This is a genomic window from Tenacibaculum sp. 190524A05c (genome assembly GCF_964036595.1).
GTDB classification, from domain to species: Bacteria; Bacteroidota; Bacteroidia; order Flavobacteriales; family Flavobacteriaceae; genus Polaribacter; species Polaribacter platacis.
On record NZ_OZ038523.1, the window covers coordinates 2931866 to 2955308 of the forward strand.

At 31.2% G+C, this 23443-nt stretch carries 23 protein-coding genes; 13 read left to right on the forward strand and 10 right to left on the reverse strand.

Annotated features, from left to right (window positions below; translation table 11 throughout):
- Positions 1–16: 16 nt before the first annotated feature.
- The gene (locus ABNT61_RS12835) at positions 17–997 is read left to right on the forward strand and encodes an acyl-ACP desaturase (RefSeq protein ID WP_348710562.1); all 981 of its coding nucleotides are present in this window, start codon (positions 17–19) and stop codon (positions 995–997) included.
- Positions 998–1032: 35 nt separating this feature from the next.
- Here the strand turns inward: ABNT61_RS12835 and ABNT61_RS12840 are convergent, their stop codons facing one another.
- The 4 genes from ABNT61_RS12840 to ABNT61_RS12855 form a co-directional block, all read right to left on the reverse strand.
- Positions 1033–1332: a DUF1905 domain-containing protein gene (locus ABNT61_RS12840; RefSeq protein WP_348743518.1), complete on the reverse strand. Its 300-nt coding sequence runs from the start codon at positions 1330–1332 to the stop codon at positions 1033–1035.
- A 13-nt stretch (positions 1333–1345) separates the two neighbouring features.
- A complete protein-coding gene (locus tag ABNT61_RS12845) occupies positions 1346–2845 on the reverse strand; it encodes a T9SS type A sorting domain-containing protein (protein ID WP_348743519.1) in 1500 nt (499 codons plus the stop codon).
- Between the two features lie 113 nt (positions 2846–2958).
- Positions 2959–3585, reverse strand: a complete 627-nt coding sequence (locus tag ABNT61_RS12850; RefSeq protein WP_348743520.1) for an acyloxyacyl hydrolase — start codon at positions 3583–3585, stop codon at positions 2959–2961.
- Positions 3586–3600: 15 nt separating this feature from the next.
- Positions 3601–4380, reverse strand: coding sequence for an amidohydrolase (locus ABNT61_RS12855; protein ID WP_348743521.1), 780 nt, complete (start codon positions 4378–4380; stop codon positions 3601–3603).
- A gap of 49 nt (positions 4381–4429) precedes the next feature.
- Here ABNT61_RS12855 and ABNT61_RS12860 point away from each other — a divergent pair, with 49 nt between their 5' ends.
- A complete protein-coding gene (locus ABNT61_RS12860) occupies positions 4430–7183 on the forward strand; it encodes a PD-(D/E)XK nuclease family protein (RefSeq protein WP_348743522.1) in 2754 nt (917 codons plus the stop codon).
- On the opposite strand, the gene ABNT61_RS12865 is transcribed toward ABNT61_RS12860, so the two are convergent.
- Both ABNT61_RS12865 and ABNT61_RS12870 read right to left on the reverse strand, forming a co-directional pair.
- The gene (locus ABNT61_RS12865; protein ID WP_348743523.1) at positions 7164–7730 is read right to left on the reverse strand and encodes a hypothetical protein; all 567 of its coding nucleotides are present in this window, start codon (positions 7728–7730) and stop codon (positions 7164–7166) included. The genes ABNT61_RS12860 and ABNT61_RS12865 overlap by 20 nt on opposite strands.
- A 51-nt stretch (positions 7731–7781) precedes the next feature.
- Positions 7782–8288, reverse strand: a complete 507-nt coding sequence (locus ABNT61_RS12870; RefSeq protein WP_348743524.1) for a GNAT family N-acetyltransferase — start codon at positions 8286–8288, stop codon at positions 7782–7784.
- Positions 8289–8436: 148 nt separating this feature from the next.
- Here ABNT61_RS12870 and ABNT61_RS12875 point away from each other — a divergent pair, with 148 nt between their 5' ends.
- From ABNT61_RS12875 to ABNT61_RS12890, 4 genes are read left to right on the forward strand one after another with little or no spacing between them, the layout of a single operon-like run.
- Positions 8437–9624 (forward strand): phosphoglycerate kinase, encoded by a 1188-nt coding sequence (locus ABNT61_RS12875; protein WP_348743525.1) that lies wholly within the window; start codon positions 8437–8439, stop codon positions 9622–9624.
- A 22-nt stretch (positions 9625–9646) separates the two neighbouring features.
- Positions 9647–10123: a hypothetical protein gene (locus ABNT61_RS12880; RefSeq protein ID WP_348743526.1), complete on the forward strand. Its 477-nt coding sequence runs from the start codon at positions 9647–9649 to the stop codon at positions 10121–10123.
- Entirely contained in the window at positions 10120–11160 is a 1041-nt protein-coding gene (locus tag ABNT61_RS12885; protein WP_348743527.1) for an aldo/keto reductase, read from the forward strand. The genes ABNT61_RS12880 and ABNT61_RS12885 overlap by 4 nt, the downstream gene beginning before the upstream one ends.
- 40 nt (positions 11161–11200) lie before the next feature.
- Positions 11201–11524, forward strand: a complete 324-nt coding sequence (locus ABNT61_RS12890) for a c-type cytochrome (protein ID WP_348743528.1) — start codon at positions 11201–11203, stop codon at positions 11522–11524.
- A 30-nt stretch (positions 11525–11554) separates the two neighbouring features.
- Here the strand turns inward: ABNT61_RS12890 and ABNT61_RS12895 are convergent, their stop codons facing one another.
- Positions 11555–12985, reverse strand: coding sequence for a S41 family peptidase (locus ABNT61_RS12895; RefSeq protein ID WP_348743529.1), 1431 nt, complete (start codon positions 12983–12985; stop codon positions 11555–11557).
- 245 nt (positions 12986–13230) lie between these two features.
- Complete coding sequence (trpS, locus tag ABNT61_RS12900) at positions 13231–14199, reverse strand: tryptophan--tRNA ligase (RefSeq protein ID WP_348723279.1); 969 nt, start codon at positions 14197–14199, stop codon at positions 13231–13233.
- Positions 14200–14489: 290 nt separating this feature from the next.
- Between trpS and ABNT61_RS12905 the strand changes: the two genes are divergently transcribed.
- From ABNT61_RS12905 to ABNT61_RS12915, 3 genes are all read left to right on the forward strand, one after another.
- Positions 14490–15092, forward strand: a complete 603-nt coding sequence (locus ABNT61_RS12905; RefSeq protein ID WP_348743530.1) for a lysophospholipid acyltransferase family protein — start codon at positions 14490–14492, stop codon at positions 15090–15092.
- Positions 15082–15723 carry a PAQR family membrane homeostasis protein TrhA gene (trhA, locus tag ABNT61_RS12910; protein ID WP_348741119.1) on the forward strand — a complete coding sequence of 214 codons (642 nt, stop codon included), beginning with the start codon at positions 15082–15084 and terminating at the stop codon, positions 15721–15723. Before ABNT61_RS12905 ends, trhA begins: the two co-directional genes overlap by 11 nt.
- A 112-nt stretch (positions 15724–15835) precedes the next feature.
- On the forward strand, positions 15836–16048 hold the full coding sequence (locus tag ABNT61_RS12915) for a hypothetical protein (RefSeq protein WP_348743531.1): 213 nt from the start codon (positions 15836–15838) through the stop codon (positions 16046–16048).
- Positions 16049–16051: 3 nt separating this feature from the next.
- Here ABNT61_RS12915 and ABNT61_RS12920 read toward each other — a convergent pair whose 3' ends face one another.
- Together ABNT61_RS12920 and ABNT61_RS12925 are read right to left on the reverse strand one after the other, a co-directional pair.
- On the reverse strand, positions 16052–16522 hold the full coding sequence (locus tag ABNT61_RS12920; RefSeq protein ID WP_348743532.1) for a CYTH domain-containing protein: 471 nt from the start codon (positions 16520–16522) through the stop codon (positions 16052–16054).
- 1 nt (position 16523) lies between these two features.
- Positions 16524–17501 (reverse strand): class I SAM-dependent methyltransferase, encoded by a 978-nt coding sequence (locus tag ABNT61_RS12925; protein ID WP_348743533.1) that lies wholly within the window; start codon positions 17499–17501, stop codon positions 16524–16526.
- 134 nt (positions 17502–17635) lie between these two features.
- Between ABNT61_RS12925 and ABNT61_RS12930 the strand changes: the two genes are divergently transcribed.
- From ABNT61_RS12930 to ABNT61_RS12945, 4 genes are read left to right on the forward strand one after another with little or no spacing between them, the layout of a single operon-like run.
- Positions 17636–19957 (forward strand): hypothetical protein, encoded by a 2322-nt coding sequence (locus tag ABNT61_RS12930; RefSeq protein ID WP_348743534.1) that lies wholly within the window; start codon positions 17636–17638, stop codon positions 19955–19957.
- Positions 19957–20679, forward strand: a complete 723-nt coding sequence (gene recO / locus ABNT61_RS12935) for a DNA repair protein RecO (protein ID WP_348743535.1) — start codon at positions 19957–19959, stop codon at positions 20677–20679. Before ABNT61_RS12930 ends, recO begins: the two co-directional genes overlap by 1 nt.
- A gap of 3 nt (positions 20680–20682) precedes the next feature.
- Positions 20683–23163 carry a TonB-dependent receptor domain-containing protein gene (locus ABNT61_RS12940; protein WP_348743536.1) on the forward strand — a complete coding sequence of 827 codons (2481 nt, stop codon included), beginning with the start codon at positions 20683–20685 and terminating at the stop codon, positions 23161–23163.
- A 4-nt stretch (positions 23164–23167) separates the two neighbouring features.
- Positions 23168–23440, forward strand: coding sequence for a DUF3817 domain-containing protein (locus tag ABNT61_RS12945; protein WP_348743537.1), 273 nt, complete (start codon positions 23168–23170; stop codon positions 23438–23440).
- Positions 23441–23443 lie beyond the last annotated feature (3 nt).

Below are 23443 nucleotides of genomic sequence, written 5' to 3' on the forward strand. Positions count from 1 at the left end.
ATCCCTAACAAGACATATGTCGATAAACAATATAAGAAAAGAAGTGATGAAAACCTTGGAGAGTAAAATCCATGGTTTTGTAGATGATTTTTTAATACCAATTGAAAAAATATGGCAACCGACAGATTTCCTTCCGAATTCGCAAAATGAAAATTTTATTGAAGAAGTAAAGGAAATTCAGGAAATATCAAAAGAACTTGACGATGATTTTTGGACCGTTTTAATCGGAGATACAATTACCGAAGAAGCGCTACCAACATATGAATCATGGTTAATGGAACTAGATGGTGTTAAACAAGATCCAGATAATGGTTGGGCAAAATGGGTAAGAGCATGGACCGCTGAAGAAAATCGTCATGGAGATGTGTTAAACAAGTACCTATATCTTTCAGGTAGAGTAAATATGAGAGAAGTTGAAATTTCTACTCAACATTTAATTGCAGATGGTTTTGATATTGGAACATCTACAGATCCATATAAAAACTTTGTATATACAAGTTTCCAAGAGTTGGCAACGTATGTTTCGCATAATAATGTGGCAAAAATTGCGCGTAAAAAAGGACATAAATTGTTAGCAAGAATGTCAAAAATTATCGCAGGAGACGAGATGAGACATCATAAAGCGTATACAGCATTCGTAAAGGAAATATTCAAAATAGATCCTAGTGAAATGATGTTGGCCTTTGAGCAAATGATGAGACATAAAATTGTGATGCCGGCAATGCACTTAAGAGAGTCATTTAATGCAAAAGGTAGCTTATTTGATGATTTTTCTACAGTTGCACAAAGAATAGGAGTTTATACAGGTTTTGACTATGTAGATATTCTTAGAAAGTTAAATGAAACTTGGGAAATTGATAAAATTACAGGCTTAACAGCAGAAGCTGAAAAGGCGAGAGATTATTTAATGAAACTTCCAGATAGAATGTATCGAATTACAGAGCGAATTGTGATTCCCGATACAGAGTTTAAATTTAAATGGATGATTCCAGCATAAATAAAAAAGCAACCTAATTTAGGTTGCTTTTTTATTTAGATAAATATTTTGACGTCTAAGATTTCGTCTATTTTAATCTTAGTTTTTCTTCGGATATCTGCCTTTATTGGAAGTAAATAAGTTTCCATTTTAGTATCAAACCAAATGGAAGTATTCCATTGAAGATTAAAAATTTCGGCTGTAGCTTTTAGTCTTCCCCAGCCTTCTTCCATCCACTGATTTTGTGTTCTTATTTCTTTAGAAATATCTTTTGGTAAGGATACAAAATGCCAACCACCATTAGGTGAATCTTTCCATAGTTTTCCGGAGAAAGTATATGTGATTTTTGAATTCAAAATGATAATTGCCCTATGATTTTTTGAATAAGATTTTTTTGTTAGTTATTCCTTTATCAGTATGAAGTTTAAGGAAATAAATATTAGAACTAATTGCTTTAGTAAATTGAAGTTCAGAGAATTCAGGATTAAGTGAGTTTAACTTAATTTCTTGACCTAATGAGTTATACATCTTAACATCATGTATCAGAGTATTGTTAGCATTGATGTATAAAATATTATTACTAATGTAAAATCTAAAAAGATTATTCTTAATATCATTTAAACTTAAAGTTGAATTTGTATTGAATACTTGGAAGTAATTATTTACATCATCATTTCTAAAGGAACCCATTGCGACCAACTCACCATTTTGATCAATTGAAATAGAATTACCTAGCCTATCACCTGATGCAGTTCCAATAATTGCGTTTCCTTCTTTTTGCCAATTATTATTTAAAAATTTAAAGGTTTCTACTTTACCTTTATCAGTATCAAAACCATTACTACCAACTGTAATTCTATCTCCGCTATTATTTAATTTTACTGCACTTCCTAATTTGTCACCTTCATTTCCTAAAATTGATCCTCCTTTTTTTGTCCAATTTGAGTTTTCGAATTGGTAAATTTCTACTTTACCAGCATTTTCTGAATTTTCGTCATTTAACAAGGCTCCTACAATGATTTGATCACCATTAGCATTAATATCTACAGTTGCTCCAAAAAAGTCTCCCGTTTCATTCCCTAATATATTCTGACCTTTTTGCACCCAACTATTTCCTGTAAGTTGATAAATTTTAACTACACCATTAATAGCTGGGTTTCCATTCCTATATAGTCCTGGACCACCAGCAACAACTGTATTTCCAGTGTCATCTAATGCTACTGAATACCCCAAATTTGTATAGTTTTCAGTTCCTGTGATAGTACCTCCAATTTGCACCCAATTATTTGAAGTTGTATCAAAATCAAATATTACAATATTTCCATTATGTGTTCCACCTGATTGTGAAGAAGGTGTTCCAATGGCAATTCTATTTCCAGCGCTATTAAAACTAATACTATTTCCAGTAAAATAATCAGTTAAACCATCAGTTAAATTAGTACCTTTTTGTTCCCATTGATTTGTTGATGAATTAAATTCATAGACCTTGACAATACCTGATTGAAAGCTATAAAAATCGCTAAGAGGGATTCCAATTGCTAATAAATTTCCGTCTGAATTTAAAGCTAAGGAATTACCAAACTTATCACCTGAATTATCTCCAAGAATATCATTTCCCTTCTGAACCCAATTATTAGAAGTATTGTCGAATTCATAAATTCTAACGTATCCTGTTCCAGAGCCATTGGTAGTATCTGTACCGTCAGCAGAAATTGCCAGCACTTTTCCATCAGAACTCATGGTAACAGTCTCAGCAAAGTTTTCGTCGGTAGAAGAGGCAAAAACTGTAGATCCTACTTGAGTTTGAGCATTGGTAAATAAACAGGTAAAATAAGCCAGGACAATGGCTAACATTGTAATTTTTTTCATAACTATTTTATTAAATTTTTGCTTTAGGATTATTCAGAAAAAGCTTAGCAATTATGTGCCTATTCTGATATTAGCAAAAATAGGAATATCATATTAATTTAAGTTTAAAAAAATTATAAATTAAATAAGACTCCAGTCTCAATTCCGGCACTATTATGTCCGCTATTTGGTAGCGATAAATCTAAATTTGAGTTATGTCGTAAAGTAAAACGTAAATCCAAAATGACGTTGTTTTGTTTCCATGAAAAACCTAAACCAAGAATATCAGAAAAAGCAAACCCTTTTTTTAATCTTTCGGTATCATCTCCGGAAATCATTGGGCCTACGCTTCCTTGAATATATGTGCTAAAATTTCTCAGTAATGCGTAACGGACTATTAAACCAATGTTTAAAGCATATTCGTTAAATCGTCTTTTTTGTGTATAAAGTTCTCTCAATTCCATATAATTTGGATCGGTAGGACGAATAAATTGCTCGTTTAATAACTGGTATTTCACAAAGTAGATACTTGGTTCAATTGTTAGTTCATAGTTCCATTTATTTGATGTTGAGATTAAATAATTAACCTGAACTTTTAGAAAGTGATTATTATAGTTATAATCTGTATCACCTAAAATAAAATTATCCTGAGATGCTTGCCCGTAATTAAGACCTAATTTGTACTTGCTAGTTTCCTTTTGGGCATATAAACTATTACTTAGGACTAACAATGAAACAATAATTATAAAGCGAATTTTCATAAGTAATCTGTACAACTATTCTTTAAGTTCAAAAACATCTCTATCCTTTAAAAACCCAAGTTTATTTCTAACTTCTTCTTGTGTGTTTTTATTAATTTGAACAGAAATAATTTCTGCAGCTTCGTTTTTCTCTTGAGATAGAGCTTCTCCTAAACAATCTACAATAATTGAGTGACCAACATATGCATAATCATTTCCATCTTCTCCAATTCTATTTACACCAATAGTATAACTCATATTTTCAATAGCTCTAGCTTTTAATAGCGCATCCCAAGCACTAATTCTTTTTTCTGGCCAACTTGCCACATAAAGAAGTAAATCATAATCCTCCACATTTCTTGCCCAAACAGGAAAACGTAAATCATAGCAAATAAGCGGACAAATTTTCCATCCTTTATATTCTACTAATAATTTTTCTGTTCCAGAACTATACGTTTCATGCTCTTTAGCTAAAGTAAACGTATGCTTTTTATCATAGTACTCGAATTCTCCCGAAGGAAACATGAAGAATAAACGATTGTAATATTGATTTTCTTCTGTAATAATAACACTACCTACTACCGCACTATTTTTGGTTTTAGCAATGTCTTTCATCCAATTCACAGTTGTTCCATTCACTTCCTCAGCCAGTTCAGAAGCATTCATAGAGAATCCTGTTGTAAACATTTCTGGTAAAACAATAAGATCTACATCATTGTTAATCTGCTCTATTTGAGATGAAAAATAGGATAAGTTTTCTTCAGGGTTTTCCCATGATAAGTCGGCTTGCAGTAATGAAATATTTAAAGTGTTCATAAGTGTTAGTTCTTAATCAAAAATAACATAATTATTGTACTTTAGATCTATGCAAACATTTATTCAGGAAACAATTCAAGACATTCTAAAAACGACTACAAGTTTTGAAAATGTAACCTTTATTTTGCCCTCTAATCGTGCTGGAGTTTTTGTAAAACAAGCACTAAAAGATGCGCAGGTAACGGGCTTTTTACCTGAAATATTAAATATAGAAGAGTTTACCGAACGCGTATCTGGAATTCGAAAAATAGATAGTATCCAATTACTTTTTTACTTCTATAAAATATACAAAGAATTAGAAGAGAAACCTGATGCTTTTGATGTGTTTTCTTCTTGGGCTTTTACCGTTTTGCAAGACTTTAATGAGATTGATCAGCATTTAGTGAATTCAGAAGAAGTATTCATTTATGTTAGAGACGTACAGCGATTACGAAATTGGTCTGTAAAAGGAACATTTCAGGAAACGGAACTTATGAAAAATCATTTTGCTTTTATGGAAAAGTTGAATGAGTATTACAATGCTTTGTATTCTTTTTTACTGGAAAATAATGTTGGATATCAGGGTTGTATGTATAGAGAAGCAACTAAGAATATCGAATCTTTTTTAGAAGAGCACACACAAAAGCAATTCTTTTTTATTGGTTTCAACGCACTGAATAAAGCAGAGGAATTTCTAATCAAAGAAATGTTAGCATCAAGAAACACAAAAACCTATTGGGATATTGATGAGTCCTTTTTAAATTCTCGACATCAAGCTGGTAATTTCATTAGAAAGTACAAAACATCTTGGAAGCATTACCAACAAAAAGAGCTTAGTATTGTTAGTACTAATTTCTCTCAAAAAAAGAATATTCAACTCATTGGAGCAGCGAAGAATATTTCGCAAATGAAATATGTTGGAGAGCTACTTTCTAACATGGAAAATCATAACAATACAGCTTTGGTATTGGCTGATGAATCGCTACTGCCAATTACGCTAAATTCTTTACCTGAAAGTGTTGAATCTATAAACATCACTATGGGATATCCATTAAAAGATATTCCGTTAACCAGTTTGTTTTTGTCTCTTTTTCAATTGTTCATTTCACAAGAAAAATTACAGAAGAAAGTAAGCAAACAATTTTATTATAAAGATGTAATTAAGGTGATTAAGCAGCCTTTAATTCATCGTTTGTTATTGATTGAGAATCGATCGGTTTCAGATGAAATTACAACTGCAATACATAATAATAACCTAACTTTCGTTTCTAAAGACTTTTTAGATTCATATTTGGTAAAAACAGAAGATACTATTCAAAATCTTGTTGGAAACCTTTTTATGTTTAGTGGAGATGTAAGTGAGTTTTTGAATACTATTTTAGAGCTTATCGATAGTTTGAAGTCAATTGTAAGTGGGTTGGAAAAGGAATTCTTGTTTCGTTATTACACGGCTTTTATGCAGTTACATAACTTACAGCTCGAGTTTGGTTATTTCTCAGATTTAAAAACATTATATCAATTCTTCAAGCAGTTGATAACATCAGAAAGTTTATCGTTTCAAGGAGAGCCATTAGCAGGATTGCAATTAATGGGAATGTTAGAAACTCGTTTACTAGATTTTGAAACCGTTATTCTTACATCCGTAAATGAAGGAATTTTACCAGCGAATTCAAAACAAACTTCTTTTATTCCTTTTGATGCAAAAGTTCAATATGGGTTACCAACCTATCGAGAGAAAGATGCAATTTTCTCCTATCACTTTTTCCGTTTACTACAAAGAGCAAAAAATGTGTATTTAATTTACAATACAGAAAATGATTCTTTTGGTGGCGGTGAAAAAAGTAGATTTATAACTCAGCTTGAGTTGCTGAAAAAAGATATTAAAACCACTTTCATTAGCCCGAAAGTAAATTCCAATGTTCAATACAAAAAAGACGTTCAAAAAAACGATGCTGTGTTGTTGAAGTTAGAAGAATTGGCTAAGAAAGGAATTTCACCTTCTGCATTAACCAATTACTTGTACAATCCTATTGCTTTTTATCAGAAGAAAGTATTGAAAATAAAAGAGTTTGATGAAATTGAAGAAGAAGTGGCTTTCAATACGTTAGGAATCGTAGTGCATGAAACCTTAAGAGAATTGTATGAACCTTATTTAGGCAAGTTTATAGTGCTTGAAGATGTAAGGCAAATGAAACCTAAAATTGAAGAGTTTATACAGAAAAACTTTAAGATTCACTTTAAAAATGGAGATGTTACTACAGGAAAAAATAGGTTGATATTTGAAGTGGCAAGTCGTTTTGTGAGTAATTTCTTGAACCAAGAAATTGCGCTTTTGAAAGACGAATCAAATAAACTGAAAATAGTTGCAGTTGAAAAAGATTACGAAGCTTTTATCACTGTGGATGGAATTGATTTTCCAATTAAAATTCATGGTCAGGTAGATAGAATTGATGAGTTAAATGGCATAACAAGGATAATCGATTATAAAACGGGAAGTGTAAAGCCTTCAGATTTAAAGGTTCCGTTTTTAGAAGAGATTTGCGACTTTAAATACAGTAAAGCAATTCAAGTTTTGCTCTATGCATTCATGTATTTAGAAAGTGAAAATGTAAAAGAAAACTCTGAGATGCAAGCTGGAATTGTATCGTTTAAAAAACTACAATCAGGATTTATGAAACTTAATTTTTCGGAGAAGTTCAGAGGAGAGGATTTCAACGTAACACCAGAAAGAGTTTATGCTTTTATAGAAGAGATTAAGATTTTAATCAAAGAGATTTATAATCCTGAAGTCGATTTTATAGAACCTAGCGAATTGCCTTTTTAGTTTTTCTACCTATAAACAAACCAACCAAAAATATACTTAAAGGATAAAAATAAGTCCATGAAAACAAATTAAAACTATATAAATTTATTGTTTCTGAAAATTGTGCATCTAATTTTATTTGATCAGAATTATAGTTGCTATCTACACTAGGATCATTTCGTCCAATAGTTCTAGAACAAAGCCAAGTAGTTGGTGTGGTGTAAACTCCTAAAATCGATTTATTCTCTGCGTAAACCAGATACTTTTGATTTATATTGGTAAAATTAAATTCACAACTATTTCCATCTTGATATATCGTTATGTACCTTTTCTTTGAGCCTTTCCATTTTTTTTCAACCTCAAAAGTCGCAGACCAATGTGTAGTGTACTTTTGATTCGGTGTTTCAGGGAATGATTCATTAAAGAGTTCTTTTACTTCAATTAATCTTCCAACAAATATTTCATCGGCTCTATTGACAGCTTCATAAAAAGGAATTTGTTCACAACTACATGCAAAAGTCGATAAAGTTGAGAATGTTAAAATAGTGAATAGTAAAACTCTTTTCATTGCGCATTTTTGTTTAAAAATAACAAATTAAATTTCCATTGCAACAATTTTCTAAACCTGATTATGAGCAGGATATTCAGAAATAGTTGTAAATCCTATAGCGTTATGAGCATTTACCGAACGAATGTTTTTAGCATCGATTTCGGTTACAATACTAGAATACTTTCCAGTAAAAACAGTACTCATTTTTTTATATAAACCTCTGAAGATTCCTTTACCACGATGTTTTTTATCCACGCAAACTTGTCCCATGATGATAAAATTCTGATCAATATCTAACTTTTCCAATTCTGTAAACATGGGAATTAATACAGGAATGGAATCTTTAAAAACAGTTGACATTGATAAAGCATATCCAACAACTTTGTTATTGTATTTTGCAATAATATGTGGATGAATTTCGTGCATTTTAAAAAGTGTCTCAAAATCATGTTCAACCGTTACAAATCCCTCTTGTTTTTTTTCTTCATCACTTAATCCTTTAGGTAAATTTTGCTGTTGCAATTCTAAAATTTGATGAAGTTCAGTTTCAGTAGAAGTTTGTGTGAAAATTAACATAAGGTGTAGCGATAAGTTGAACAGATTTTTTGCAAACGTTTTCGTTATAAAAATAAAGAAATATGCTTTTTTAATCGCGTTTTTTCTAATTTAGAATAATTATTTTTGCTACAAATCAAAAAAAGCAAACTTCTTAAAAACCGAAGCAATGAAGACAATCAACGATTTTAATTTTGAAGATAAGAAAGCATTAATCCGTGTAGATTTTAATGTGCCGTTAAACGATGAATTTCAAGTAACTGATGATACTAGAATTCAATCAGCAAAACCAACTATTATTAAAATTTTAGAAGATGGAGGAAGCTGTGTATTAATGTCGCATTTAGGTCGTCCAAAAGGTGTTGATGAAAAATTTTCTTTACAGCATATTGTTGATAAGGTAAGCGAAGTAATTGGTGTTCAAGTAAAGTTCGTAAACGATTGTGTTGGAGCTAGTGTTGAAGAAGCAGTAGCTGGATTACAAAACGGTGAGATTTTATTATTAGAAAATTTACGTTTTCATGGTGAAGAGAAAGCAGGAGATGTTGCTTTTGCTGAGCAACTTTCAAAGTTGGGAGATGTGTATGTAAATGATGCTTTTGGAACTGCTCATAGAGCTCATGCATCAACAGCAGTAATTGCACAATTCTTTCCAGAAAACAAATGTTTTGGATCTTTATTAGCGAAAGAAATTGAAAGTATTGATAAAGTATTAAACAATTCTGAAAAGCCTGTAACTGCAATTTTAGGTGGAGCAAAAGTATCTTCTAAAATTGGTGTGATTGAAAATATTATTGAGAAAGTAGATCATATTATTGTTGGTGGTGGAATGACGTTCACATTTGTAAAAGCCTTAGGAGGATCGATTGGAAATTCTTTAGTTGAAGAAGATAAGTTACAGTTAGCTTTAGATATTTTAAAAATTGCGAAAGAGAAAAATACAGAGATTCATTTGCCAGTAGATGCTATTATTGCGGATAATTTTGCTAACGATGCAAATACACAAACAGTGAGTACTAATGAAATTCCTGATGGTTGGATGGGATTAGATGTTGGACCAGAAACATCTAAAAAGTTTGCAGAAGTTTTAGCGAATTCTAACACCATTTTATGGAACGGACCTTTAGGAGTTTTTGAAATGGAAAACTTTGCAAAAGGAACAATTGAACTAGGAAATGCAATTGACGCAGCAACTAAAAACGGAGCGTTCTCTTTAGTTGGAGGAGGAGATTCCGTAGCAGCGGTAAAACAATTTGGATTTGCAGATAAAGTAAGTTATGTGTCAACAGGTGGAGGAGCAATGTTAGAAAGCTTAGAGGGGAAAACCTTACCAGGAATTGATGCTATTCTAAACTAATAGGAATCAACCGATGAGGAAAGTGTCGATTTTTATTTTCATAATAGCGTTATTTAACTGCTGTGAAGTAAAAAAAGAAGTCGATATCAAAGGGAATTGGAGCTTTTTAAAAAGGAATAAAGAAGTTGTAGAAGGAGCTGAATGGGATTATGAAGAATGGTTTGTAACAAAAAATCGTATTTATAGATTTTCATATTATTTAGGTGAACGGATTCCTGTTTATTATAAAATAGAAAATGGTAATTTATACGTGAATGTTTCGACCAATGTAGAGTATTCCATTAAGGACTTACAAGGTCAAATAAATCAGACGGAAAAAGGTAAATTTATTTTAATAAACCCATACTCTATAGAGTTTAATAGAATAGAGAATAGTGAATATAAATTATCTGATTTTCTTTATAATGAGGGAAATTCAAATGAACGATTAAAAATAGATAGTATTTACACTCAACATTTTTTTAATCGTTTTAATTCAATAACTAAAAGAAATAAATGAAATATACAACGTTACCAAATACTGATGTAAAAGTTTCTAAAATATGTTTAGGAACTATGACATGGGGAAATCAAAATACAGAAGCAGAAGGTTTCGAACAAATGGATTACGCTTTAGAACAAGGTGTAAACTTTTTTGATACAGCAGAATTATATTCTGTTCCTGCAACACCAGAAACATATGGTGCAACAGAAAAAATTATTGGAAACTGGTTTAAGAAAACTGGAAATAGAGATAAAGTAGTTTTAGCTTCTAAAATTGCTGGAGGTGGAGCGTATACTGCTCATATCCGATCAGGAGGATTGACAGGTCAAAATATTATTGAAGCTGTTGAAGGAAGTTTAAAACGTTTACAAACAGATTATATCGATTTATATCAATTACACTGGCCAAACAGAGGTGTAAATTGTTTCGGTGTAAGAGACTATCCATATAAAACTTCAACAAAAGAAGCAGAAGATCATATTGAGATTTTAGAAACACTTCAGGAATTAATTAAACAAGGAAAGATAAAACACGTTGGATTATCAAATGAAACTCCTTGGGGAACAATGAAGTATTTGCAAGCTGCTGAACAAAAAGGATTACCAAGAATGGCAACAATCCAAAATTCATATTCATTAATCCACCGTGGTTATGAATATGGAATGTCAGAAGTTTCAATGCGTGAAAATATTGGATTATTAGCCTATTCTCCATTAGCACAGGGAGTACTTTCTGGAAAGTATTTAGATGGAGGTCAGCCAAAAGGAGCAAGAGGAACATTATTCCCTCGTTTTATTGCTCGTTATATGGGCGACGGATCTCAAGAAGCAGTTCGAGCATATTTAGCAATTGCAGAGAAACATGGATTGACGTTGTCTGAATTATCATTAGCATATATCAATCAATTACCATTTGTAACAAGTAACATTATTGGTGCTACAAAAATGGATCAATTAAAGGAGAATATCGGTTCTATTAACATCGATTTATCTGAAGAGATTTTAGAAGAAATTGAAGCTGTACATGCAGCAAGACCGAATCCTGCGCCGTAGTTTTAATTTGAGCATAAAAAATAAAATATTTGCATCATACATGGTAGTCTTTATAACTATCATGATGATGCTTTTTTATTCTTATTTATTTCCTTCATCAGAAGAGAAAGAAACTGCATGGTGTGGTGTTGTAGACACAGTAAATGAAATTAGTAAAGATAAAAGAGAAGGAAGAAGGCTTTTTAATGCAAATTGTGCTGCTTGTCATAAATTAGACAAAAATTCTACTGGGCCTGCATTGAGAAATATAAATTTAGATTCACTTTCTTTACAGAAGTATTTAAACTCTGAGCAGCATAGACAGAGGTTTCCACAGTTTACGACGGAACAGCTAAATGAAATTTTAAAATATACTAAGGACTAAAAAACCGAAGCCAAAAGCTTCGGTTTTTTATTATTGTTTCTCCAAAAGTTCAATGGTTTGATCAACCCAACTTTTTGTATTATTTAAATAATGATTTGGAGCAATTCCTATAACTTCATAGGCACGTTGTTTTTTATATCTACTCGATGTGCAGGTTAAAGTAAAATTATAACATGGAGTGTATACAGTTCCAACTTCTCCATAGCCAACATATCCTCCAGAGCTTTCACCAACTAAAATTGTTTTTGAGCTTTGTTGTGCTCTAAATAGCAATGTTTCACATGAACTCGCACAATTTTTATTATATAAGATAGCTACTTTTTGAACAGCGTTAGCTTTATAAAGTCTACTCATTTTTCCACCTTTAGAAACAGACATGAACGAGTTTAATCGTGCTTTTTTCATTTTTTTTAATCGTTTTGCAAACCACTTCACACGATCTTCGCTAAAGTTAATAGTATCTTCTTTTGCGTCTTTATACCATCCTTCCCAAATTTTAATATTGTCTTTTGTAATGTATAAATCTACCTTATCGGTTTTAATTTTATTTGTGTATATAAACTCCAATAGCGGATTTACATTGGCATCACTTCCTCCTCCATTATTACGAACATCAATTATCAAATAAGGTTTTGTTCTGATTGTATTGAATGATGCATCGTATAGTGAATCAATTTTTGCACTTCTTCTTCCAGAGAAGGTTGGAATTCTTAAATAAGCAATGCTATCATTTATTGTTTGAAAATCAAATTCATAGGAAACATCCGTAGCATGGTTAACTTGTTTTTCAAGTGAGGTTTTAAACCAGAAATCACCTAAAACTCCTTCTTTTAAAGAGAATCTGCTGTTATATCGTACAGCATGATTTTTTAGATAAGAAATCGCTAGAAATTCATTTTGAACATCGGTCTTTTTAAGCTCAAATTTTACTTGTCCTGCTTTCCATAGTTTAGTTTTAGATTCCAGAATAACACCTACATAATCTCTTAGGGCTGTTTTATTAGGAATAACAGCAATTTTGTAGGCTCCTTTTATTTCATAAATACCTCGAATATCGTCTAATGGATATTGGTTTTGGTCGATCTGTTCTGAAGGAATTACTTCTCTTGAAGTAAATGTTTTTGATGCTAAAAATTGCTGAACTTGCTCTTCATTTGAGTCATCAATATTTTCACTTCTCATGTAAATAGAAGAATGATTATCTCTGAAAAACTCAACGAATTGCAGAGTTAATTTATAGCAATCGCCTTTTGTTTCAGCTTTTTTCGCTTCGGCTTTTAAACTAGCTTTTAATGAAGCGTATGTGTCTTTTGTTTTGGAATTTACATTGTCTTTAAACCCGGGAAGATTGTTTTCATAGTAAGTAATTACAAAATCTAAATCTTTGGAACATTTACATGCTTCTTGTGAAAAAGAATAGTTGCTAATGAACAGTAGTAAAAGTATGATTGTATTCTTCATTGTTAGTTTTTCATTTTTTTAAAGACAATTATAAATTCAAGATGTTACAAATTAACTCTTGTAAGATGAAAATCTTTTCTTTTAGGGAATTAATTTATAAGGATTAGAAGAATTTGATCTAATCGGTTTTCCGAATGTTTATCTTTTTATTCTAAATGATCACTTCTTAAAAAAGAAAAACACCTGAGAATTCAGATTATAAAGAATTCACAGGTGTTAATATATTTTAGATTTTTAGTTTGAAACTAGTAACCCACTTTTGCACGAACGCGTTGTAAAACATCTTGAGCTACTTTTCTAGCCTTTTCCGCTCCAATAGCTAAAGCTTCATCAATCTCATTTTTGTTTTCCATATAGTGGTTATACTTTGCTCTAACATCAGCAAACTTCTCTATAATTAATTCATATAAAGCTTGTTTTGCATGTCCATAACCATAGTTTCCTCCTTCATAGTTAGCTCGCATTTCAGCAATTTGCTCTTCAGATCCCAATAACTTGTATAATGCAAATACATTATCAGTATCTGGATTTTTTGGTTCTTCTAATGGAGTACTATCCGTTTGAATTTTCATGATTTGCTTACGTAACTTTTTATCTGGTAAAAAGATGTTAATTACGTTATCACGAGATTTACTCATTTTTTCTCCATCAACTCCGGGAACTAATTGTGTGTGTTCTTGAATTTTTGCTTGAGGCGGAACTAAAGTTTCCCCTACAACATTATTTAATCTTTCAGCAACATCTCTAGTCATTTCTAAATGCTGTAATTGATCTTTTCCAACAGGAACAATTTCTGCATCGTACAATAAAATATCAGCAGCCATTAACATTGGATACGTAAATAAACCAGCATTTACATCTTCTAAGCGATCTGCTTTGTCTTTAAAACTATGTGCAAGTTTTAATCTGTTATATGGGAAAAAACAATTCAAATACCATGTCAATTCAGTAACTTCAGGAATATCACTCTGACGATAAAAAACAGTTTTATTCACATCAATACCACAAGCTAACCAAGTAGCAGCTGTACTGTATGTGTTTTCACGTAATTGATTTCCGTCTTTAATTTGAGTTAAAGAGTGCATATCTGCAATAAATAAAAACGATTCGTTTTCCGGCTGATTAGCCATTTCAATAGCAGGTAAAATAGCACCTAATAAATTTCCTAAGTGTGGAGTTCCTGTACTTTGTACACCAGTTAAGATCCTAGACATTGTATTTTTACTTTATAAGTTGTTTCAAAATAAGCTTTTGAAACTTGTTGATTTTTTGCGAAAACAAAAGTAAGGTTTAAATCTATCAAACAAAAGAAATTACTACATTAGCAAACATGAAGTACATAAAAATACCCTTCTTGTTATTGTGGCGCGCGTGGTTTTATGTATTAATGTTTTTGGGGATTATCGTGATGTCTCCACTACTAATCGCGCTATCTTCTACTGAAAAACTGTACCCTTATTTTTGGAAGGTTGTACGTGTTTTTTCCTACTTTTTATTGTACTCAATGGGATGTAGAATTTCAATTGAAAAAGAGGAGGAAATCGATAGAGATAAGAGTTATGTATTTTGTGCAAATCACACTTCATTTTTCGACATTTGGCTGATGGCTATTATGAGTAAAAATCCAATTGTTTTTGTAGGAAAAAAGGAACTTGTAAAAATACCAGTTTTCGGTTTTTTCTATAAAAGAGTTGTAATTATGGTGGATAGAGGAAGTGCGAATAGCAGAAGAAAAGTATATGGTTTAGCAAAAAAGAGATTAAAAAACGGAACTAGTGTTGCAATTTATCCAGAAGGTTTAGTACCGGATGAAGAGGTTGTTTTAGCACCATTTAAAAACGGAGCATTTAGTTTGGCAATAGAACATCAAATTCCAATTGTTCCGCAAGTATATTACGATTGTAAAAGTTCATTTTCTTGGAATGTTTTCAGAGGAGGTCCAAAAAAATTAAGAGCCAAGCAATGTAAATTTATTTCTACAGAAGGTTTATCTTTAGAAGATAGAATACCACTTAAAAACAAAATATTCGATTTAATTTATAACGAATTAATGAATGATGAAAAGTATATGAAATATACTTTAGCAGCAAAGAAAGATGAGCAATAACGAACTACTTAACGATTACAGTCAAAAAGAAGAGTTTTTAAATATTCTAACTCATGGTTTTGGATTTGTAGCAAGTTGTGTTGGTTTTATTTTTTTAGTGATAAAATCAATGTGTTACGTATCATTTTGGGAAAGTGCAAGCTTTATCATTTTCGGATTAAGTATGATGGTATTGTATGCCGCTTCCACATTGTATCATAATGCTAAAAATCTTGATAAAAGAGCGAAACTTAAAGTTTTTGATCATGCCGCGATTTTTGTTTTAATAGCGGGAAGTTATACACCTTTTTGTATCGTAGCATTACAATCTAAATTAGGTTGGAATATGTTTTTATTAGTTTGGGTAATTGCTTTGGTTGGAATTATTTTCAAACTGTTTTTTACTGGAAAGTTAGAGCATGTTTCTACCGTAATGTATGTGGTAATGGGTTGGTTGGTCGTGTTTTTTATTTCTCCACTTATGGATAGTTTATCTGAATTAGGAGCAACTTATTTAATTGCGGGAGGAGTTTTTTATACTATTGGAGCTATTTTATATTCCATTAAAAAAATTCCATACAACCATGCCATATTTCATGTGTTTGTTTTGCTTGGTAGTTTCAGTCATTTTTGGGCGATTTATAATTTATAAATCTTTAAAAAACATTAGTTTTCCAAGTATTTATATAGATTTCTTTTCTAAATATCAAAAAAAGATACCTCATGGTTTAGTAGGAACGGATTTATTTAATAGTGTTGAAGATTTGAATTTATGGGCAAAGGAGTTATTAAATGAAGATAATACAGAAGATTTTTTGAAAGAAGATGATTTTGTTTTTATGATGCACCAAGGATATATGTTTTGGTATTTCAAAATTAATGAAGAAGAAAACCCTAATGTATATTCTTACTTTGAAGGAGATTTAAAACCTAAAGATAGAGGTAAGTTAAAAGACTTTTTAGCTGAATATATCTAAATCTTACCACTCACAATACGGCTTCTTACTCAAGTTAGAATTATAATATGCTGCTTTTCCAGTTACTTCTTTTCCTAACCATATAGGAGATATATAATTTTCATTTTCTGAAGCAAGTTCTATTTCGGCAATAACTAATCCTAAGTTATCTCCAAGAAAATCATCTACTTCAAAAACATGATTTCCACTTTTAACTAAGTAACGGTATTTTTCAATAATTCCTTTTTCGCATAAGTTCATTAAATCATTCGCTTCTGCTTTGCTAATTTCTTTTTCCCATTCAAAACGTGAAGTTCCTGAAGTATTTGATTTTCCTTTCACGGTTAAATACCCTTTTTCATCTTTTATGCGAACACGAACAACTCGTTCTTTATCAGAATTTAAAAACCCTTGTTTTATATAATTACGCTGATAAGCTTCTTCCTTGAAACTGTTATCTTTTACTAAGAATTTACGTTCTATTTCAATACTCATATTAATTTATATTTTGATAAATACCAAAAACAAAATCTGAAGGATACTTTTCAAGGTATGAGTCTTCAAGACTAAATATAGTGTTTAAAATTTCTTCCTTTTCCTCATTTAGTTCAAAGAAATGATGAGAAATATCTCTTAATGCACTCATTATTAGGTTGCCTCCATAAGGCTTTTCAATAATTGTTTTAAAATTATTATGAATAGTAGGCATTATATTTTCAGAGTCAATGCATTCAGAAGGATCGGCAATAATCATTCTTAATAAACCAGCACCTTGATATCTGTTTTTTCTGAAGTTACTTTTATATCTGGTTCTAAATTTTTTGGGAATAATTGTAATAGCATTATTAATGGCCTGAATTTGATGTTTTTTGAATTGTAATCTAGTAGCACCAACAAATTCATTAATAATTAAAAGACCATCCGGTTTTAGTGTTTTTCTAATTTTCTGAGTTAGGAAAGTGGGAATATTATCAAAATGATGAAGAGAAGATTTAAAAAAAACAATATCAAATTCGTTATCCTTAAAAGTCATTAGGTCAATATTTTGAGCTAAAAAAGTAATATTGTCTAGTTTTTTATCTTTGGCATTTTTAGCCGCAATATCAAGAAGGTTTTGTGCAATATCTATACAAACTATTTCTTTGAAAATAGAAGTGTGTTCGGCTAAATCAATTTCTCTGTTACAAGTCCCAGATCCTAAAGAGAGTAGTTTTAAACCTTTCTTATGGCTGAGAAAATCATTTGTTAAAAAATCAATATAATTATTGTTTTTATCTCCTGTAATCAAGTAATTCCAACGTTCATTAACTTTTGGAATCGACCAACAATAAGATGATATAAATGAAGTATTACTGAAAGCACTTTTAGTTCTATTTTCATTATTTGTTGTGAACTTAGAAAAGATAAACTTCCAACCTCTTTGAACTATTTTAAAATAAGTGTCAGTTATATCATCTAATGTTATAAGCCTCATAAGAGATCATTTTATAGATAAAAGTACAACTAATTTTTAACTGAGTTTAAATAAAGTATAACTATCTTCGTTCTAGTATAGAAAATATAAATTCAGTGGCCTAAGTTTATTAGTCTACTAACTTTAAGTTTTTGATGAAAAAATTAATTACATTATTTGTATCATTACTATCGTTACTATCATTTTCACAAACTGATTTTAGTAATCAATGGGAAGATTTTTTTTCCTATAATAATATTAAAGACTTCACCATTTCAGAAAACATTTTATATGCTTTAGCTGATAATGCAGTTTTTACATATGATATACAAAACCAGGAAATCCAAAAGTTGTCTTCTGTAAATGGGTTATCAGGAGAAACTACTTCTGCAATTTTCTACAATGAAACATATAATCGATTGGTTATTGGATACGAAAACGGATTAATAGAAGTTGTTGATCAGGATGGAACCGTAACTGTTTCTCCTGATATCGTTAATTTCAATCAATCTGGTTTAAAACAGGTTAATGCAATTTATCAGAATAATGATGAATTATTATTGGCAACATCTTTCGCCGTTATTGTTTATAATATTGAACGATTGGAGTTTGGTGATACTTATTTTATCGGACCAGGTTCCACAAGTGTAAATGTGAATGATATTGTTGTTGTTAACAATGAGATTTTTGCCGCTACTGATTCTGGTATTTTTGTTGCAGATACAAATGGAGGAAGTCTATTAGATGCCAATAATTGGGATCTCCGTTTTACTGGAAATTTTAAACATATCATTGAGTTTTCAGGAAATGTTTATACTGCAACAGATAGAGATTTAATTAGATTAAACGGAGCTGTTCAACAAACAGTTAGCACGTATACTGAAGATATTTCAGATGTTAAAAGCGAAGGAAGCACATTAACAGTTTCGTTATCTTCAAGAGCTAATATTTACGATCAATCTTTAGCATTAACTGCTAGTAATACTAGTAGTGGAACTTTTAATTTCACGTTAAATTCAGCAACAGTTAATTCAGGAATAGCTTTTTTAGCTACACAAGAGTTTGGAATTTTATTTGCTCCTACAGCATCGCAGTCGTATACAGAAGTACATCCTGAAGGACCTTTAGCAAATGATGTATTTTCAATTTCAGTTTTGAATAATAATCTCTGGGTAGTTTATGGAGGATATTCTAGTTTTTTTGGAGGATTATTTAAAAGGCAAGGGTTCAGTCATTACAATGGTACTAATTGGGTGAATGTGCAATATGATCCAAGCTTTCCAGTAACGGATTTAAATCATGTTACAATAGATCCAAATGCTGAAAATAAAGTTTACATCAGTTCTTTTGGAGATACTAGCGATGTTAATTCAGTTTCTACAGGAGGATTAATGGTTGTAGAAGACGATCAAGTAGTACAATTTTATAATCATTTGAATAGTCCTCTTGAAGATGTATTACCACAAGATCCAAATCGTGTTACCGTTCGTATATCTGGTAGTGCATTAGATAGGGATGGTAATTTATGGGTAACAAACTTAATAGCTAATAGCAGATTAAAAAAGTTATCTCCTTCTGGAGTTTGGACTAGTTTTGATATTAATGAATTGTATCTAGATAACAAACCAGGAATGGGAGAAGTTGTAATTGATAATGCCAATACAGTTTGGATTACAACACGTAGAAACGGTGTTTTTGCTTACAATGAAAATGGAGATAGGAAACGTGCTTTAACAACCGAAGCTACAAGAGGAAACTTACCAAATGCTTTTACCAGAACTGTTGCAATTGATAAAAATAACAGGCTTTGGATTGGAACGTTGTCTGGTCTAGTTGTTTTTAGTAATACATCTGGAATTTTTGATGCAAATGTATACGATGCAGAACCTATAATTATTCTTGATGAAGGAATTCCAAAGAAATTACTTGGCGATCAAACGATCAACTCTATTAAAGTAGATGGAGCAAATAATAAATGGTTTGGAACCGATAATGCAGGGGTTTTATACACAAACCCAAGTGGACAAAATACCTTAGCTAATTTCAATAAAGACAATTCTCCTTTACCGTCTAATAAGATTTTAAAAATTGCGGTTGATGAGTTTTCGGGGAAAGTATATTTCGCAACAGATAAAGGAATTGTTGTTTACAATAGTAATGTAGCTCCTTTTGGTGATGAATTAGGAGAAGTATACGCGTATCCAAACCCGGCTTTAAATACCAATAATACGGTAACTATTGCAGGTAGAAACGGAACAAATATTCCGAAAGGAACGAATGTTAAGATTTTAGATGTAGCCGGGAATTTAGTTTATGAAACTAACGTTGTTGAAGGTCAACAGGTTCAAGGAGGAAAGGTAGTTTGGAATAAACGTAATTTATCAGGACAAAAAGTAGCCTCTGGTATTTACATTGTTTTGCTTGTTACAGATGATGGTGCAGAAACTTCAACTACGAAAATTGCTATTGTAAATTAATGGCCATTATTTCTACAAAAGCTATTGTTTTTAGCAGTATTAAGTACGGTGATACAAGTTTAATTGTAAAATGCTTTACACTTGAAGAAGGAGTAAAAACCTACATGATTAAAGGTGTTTTAAAAGCTAAGAAAGGAAAGTTAAAAGCTGCTTATTTTCAACCACTAACTCAATTACAGGTAACTGCAAGTCATAATAATAAAGGAAATTTGAACTCATTGAGAGAAGCAAGTGTTTCCATTCCTTATGAGAGTATTCCTCTGGATATTATAAAACAATCAATAGTACTTTTTTTATCTGAAATTTTATCTTCAATTATTCAAGAAGAAGAAAAGAATGAAGGGTTGTACAACTACATAGAAACAGCTTTGATTTGGTTAGATACTCATAATGCTATTTCTAATTTTCATTTACTATTCTTATTGAATTTATCAAAGTATTTAGGGTTTTATCCTGATACTTCAAATTCAGATGCTAGTGCTTTTAGTTTGTTAGAAGGATCTTTTACAAATAGCAACTATGAAAAATTAACACTGATAAATACTGATTTAACACTCTTCAAAAAGCTCTTAGGCATAAATTTTGATGCAATACATACAATTTCTTTCAATAAAAAGGAAAGACAGACGCTTCTAAGGATTATTATTCAATATTTTGAATTACATTTGGAGGGTTTTAAAAAACCAAAATCTTTAGACGTTCTAGAAACGGTGTTTAGTTAACTCATGAGGTGGATTTTAGTACTTTTTTTGTGTATTTCTTCAACAATTTTTGCTCAGCAAATTACTGTTTATGATGGTGAAACTGGTAAAGAAATTGAGGCGGTTGCACTTTACAATTCTGACAAAACAATTTCTGCTGTAACAGATGAAAATGGTAAGGTAGATATTTCTGATTTTAAGAAAGGAATTATCTATTTTTCTCACGTTTCTTATGCTGAGTTTTCTACCAGTAAATCACTTATTCTACAAAATGATAATGTAGTATATCTGTCTAAAGAATCTGAGCAGCTAGATGAGGTTGTGGTTTCTGTATTTAAGAGTAATGCAAAAACCAACCGAATCGCAGAACAGATTGAGATATTAAATACCAAAGAAATTCAAAAACTCTCGCCACAAACTTCTGCAGATGTACTTGAAATTATTCCTGGAATACGAGTGCAAAGATCACAATTAGGAGGAGGTAGCCCAGTATTAAGAGGAATGGAGAGTAACCGTGTTTTATTGGTTGTAGATGGTGTTCGAATGAATAATGCTATATATAGAAAAGGACATTTACAAAACTCAATTACTGTTGCTCCAAATATGCTAGACAGAACTGAAGTTGTATTTGGTCCGTCTTCTGTAATTTATGGATCTGATGCCTTAGGAGGAGCAATTCATTATTATACTAAAACGCCAAAGTTATCTAAAGATAAAGAAGTAAAAGGAAGTTTCTTCTCTCGTTTTTCTACAGTTAATGATGAAAGAACAAATCAAGCTTCAATAGAATTACGTTTTCCAAAATGGGCCAGTTTTACAAGTGTATCTCACAGTGATTTTGGTGATTTGCAGATGGGAGAAAATCGTTCACACGGATTTGAAGATTGGGGAAAGGTTTTTTACTATTCGGAAAATTTAAACGGAAATTATAATCCAAATCCAACGTTAAATACGGATTTAGGTGTTCAAAGGAATACAGGTTATAATCAAACGGATATTTTACAGAAATTCTATGTTCCACTTTCTAGAAATACAGATCTAAAAGTTAATGTACAATATTCAACATCTTCAGATATTCCAAGATTTGATAGAATGACAGAATTAACGGATGAAACAGATCCGTCGTCTCTAAAGTTCGCAGAATGGTATTACGGTCCACAAGAACGATTACTTATTTCTCCGCAGTTAACCATCAATCCAAAAAAGAAATGGTTAAACGAAGGAACATTTACGTTAGCGTATCAAAATGTTAGAGAGAGTAGAATACAAAGGAGATTCGGAAGTTTAGAAAGAAGTTATAGAGAGGAAGAGGTTGATATTTATAGTTTGAATGGAGATTTCTCAGTCGCTCTTGCTAAAAATAGAAATTTAGGATATGGATTTGAGGTTGCTTACAATGATGTAAATTCAAATTCTTTTGGTAAGGAATTGAATATTGTAAATAATCAAATTACTGGTTTTAGTAACGATTTTGCAGTTCAATCTCGTTATCCAGACGGTGGAAGTAGTTACTTAAGTTCTGCTTTGTATGCGAACTACAGACAAGATATTACTAAAAAGTCTACTTTAAATTTTGGAATGAGATTAACCAATACTCAGCTACGAGCAAAGTGGATCGATAATACATTCATAACATTACCAGATTCAGATATTAGTTTGGCAAATACTGCATTAACAGCTACTGTGGGTTATGTATATAAACCTGCAAGAAGTTGGCAATTTAATGCTGTACTTTCTTCAGGATTTAGATCTCCTAACATTGATGATGTAGGAAAAATTAGAGAAAAGAGTAACCGTTTAACAATTCCAAATGTAGATTTAAGACCTGAACATGCTTACAACGCAGAAATAGGTGTTGAAAAATATTTTAATAAGAGAAAGTTTAGAATTGGTGCTAACCTGTATTACATGTTATTGAGCAATTATATATACAGGGATGCTATAAATGATCCTGGTTTATCATTGGTTTATGATGGAGAAACATTTACAACAGCGAATCAACAAATTTTAGCTAATGTAAATAGAGGAAATGCTTATGTAACCGGATTCACAGTTAATTATCAAGGAAAATTACATAAGAATTGGATGACTAGCGGATCAATAACATATACACAGGGTAGAACTTTTGATACCGATGAACCAATGTCTTCAATTCCACCACTATTCGGAAATTTTGATGTGAACTACGTGAATGATAATGTTGAAGCAGGCGTGAATTTCAGATTTAACGCGACGAAAAACATTGAAGATTTCAATATCAATGAAGGAATAGATAACCATGAGTTAACGCCAATTGTAGATGCAACAGCTACCGAGGATATTAATAAATTTTATGGGGCTCCAAGCTGGGCAACTGTAGCAATTCATTCTGCTTATAAGATTAATTCAAATTTTAAATTACAAGGACGTTTATCAAATATTTTTGATAAACATTATCGTGAGTTTGCTTCAGGTTTATCTGCTCCAGGACGTAATTTATCATTAAGTGTAATTGCTAATTTTTAATGTTATGATCAACCTATTTAAAGTAGTAAGTTTATTAGAAGGAGTTTCTTATATCTTACTATTATTTATTGCTACACCAATTAAATATATATACGATAATCCTACTTATGTAAAGTGGTTAGGAATGCCTCATGGTCTGTTATTTGTGGCGTATATTATGTTAGCATTTTTCTTGTGGGAATCTCAAAAGTGGTCAGCAAAGGAATTCTTCATTGTTTGCTTATTATCATTACTTCCATTTGGAACATTTTTCGTTGGAAAGTATTTGAAGGAATAACAA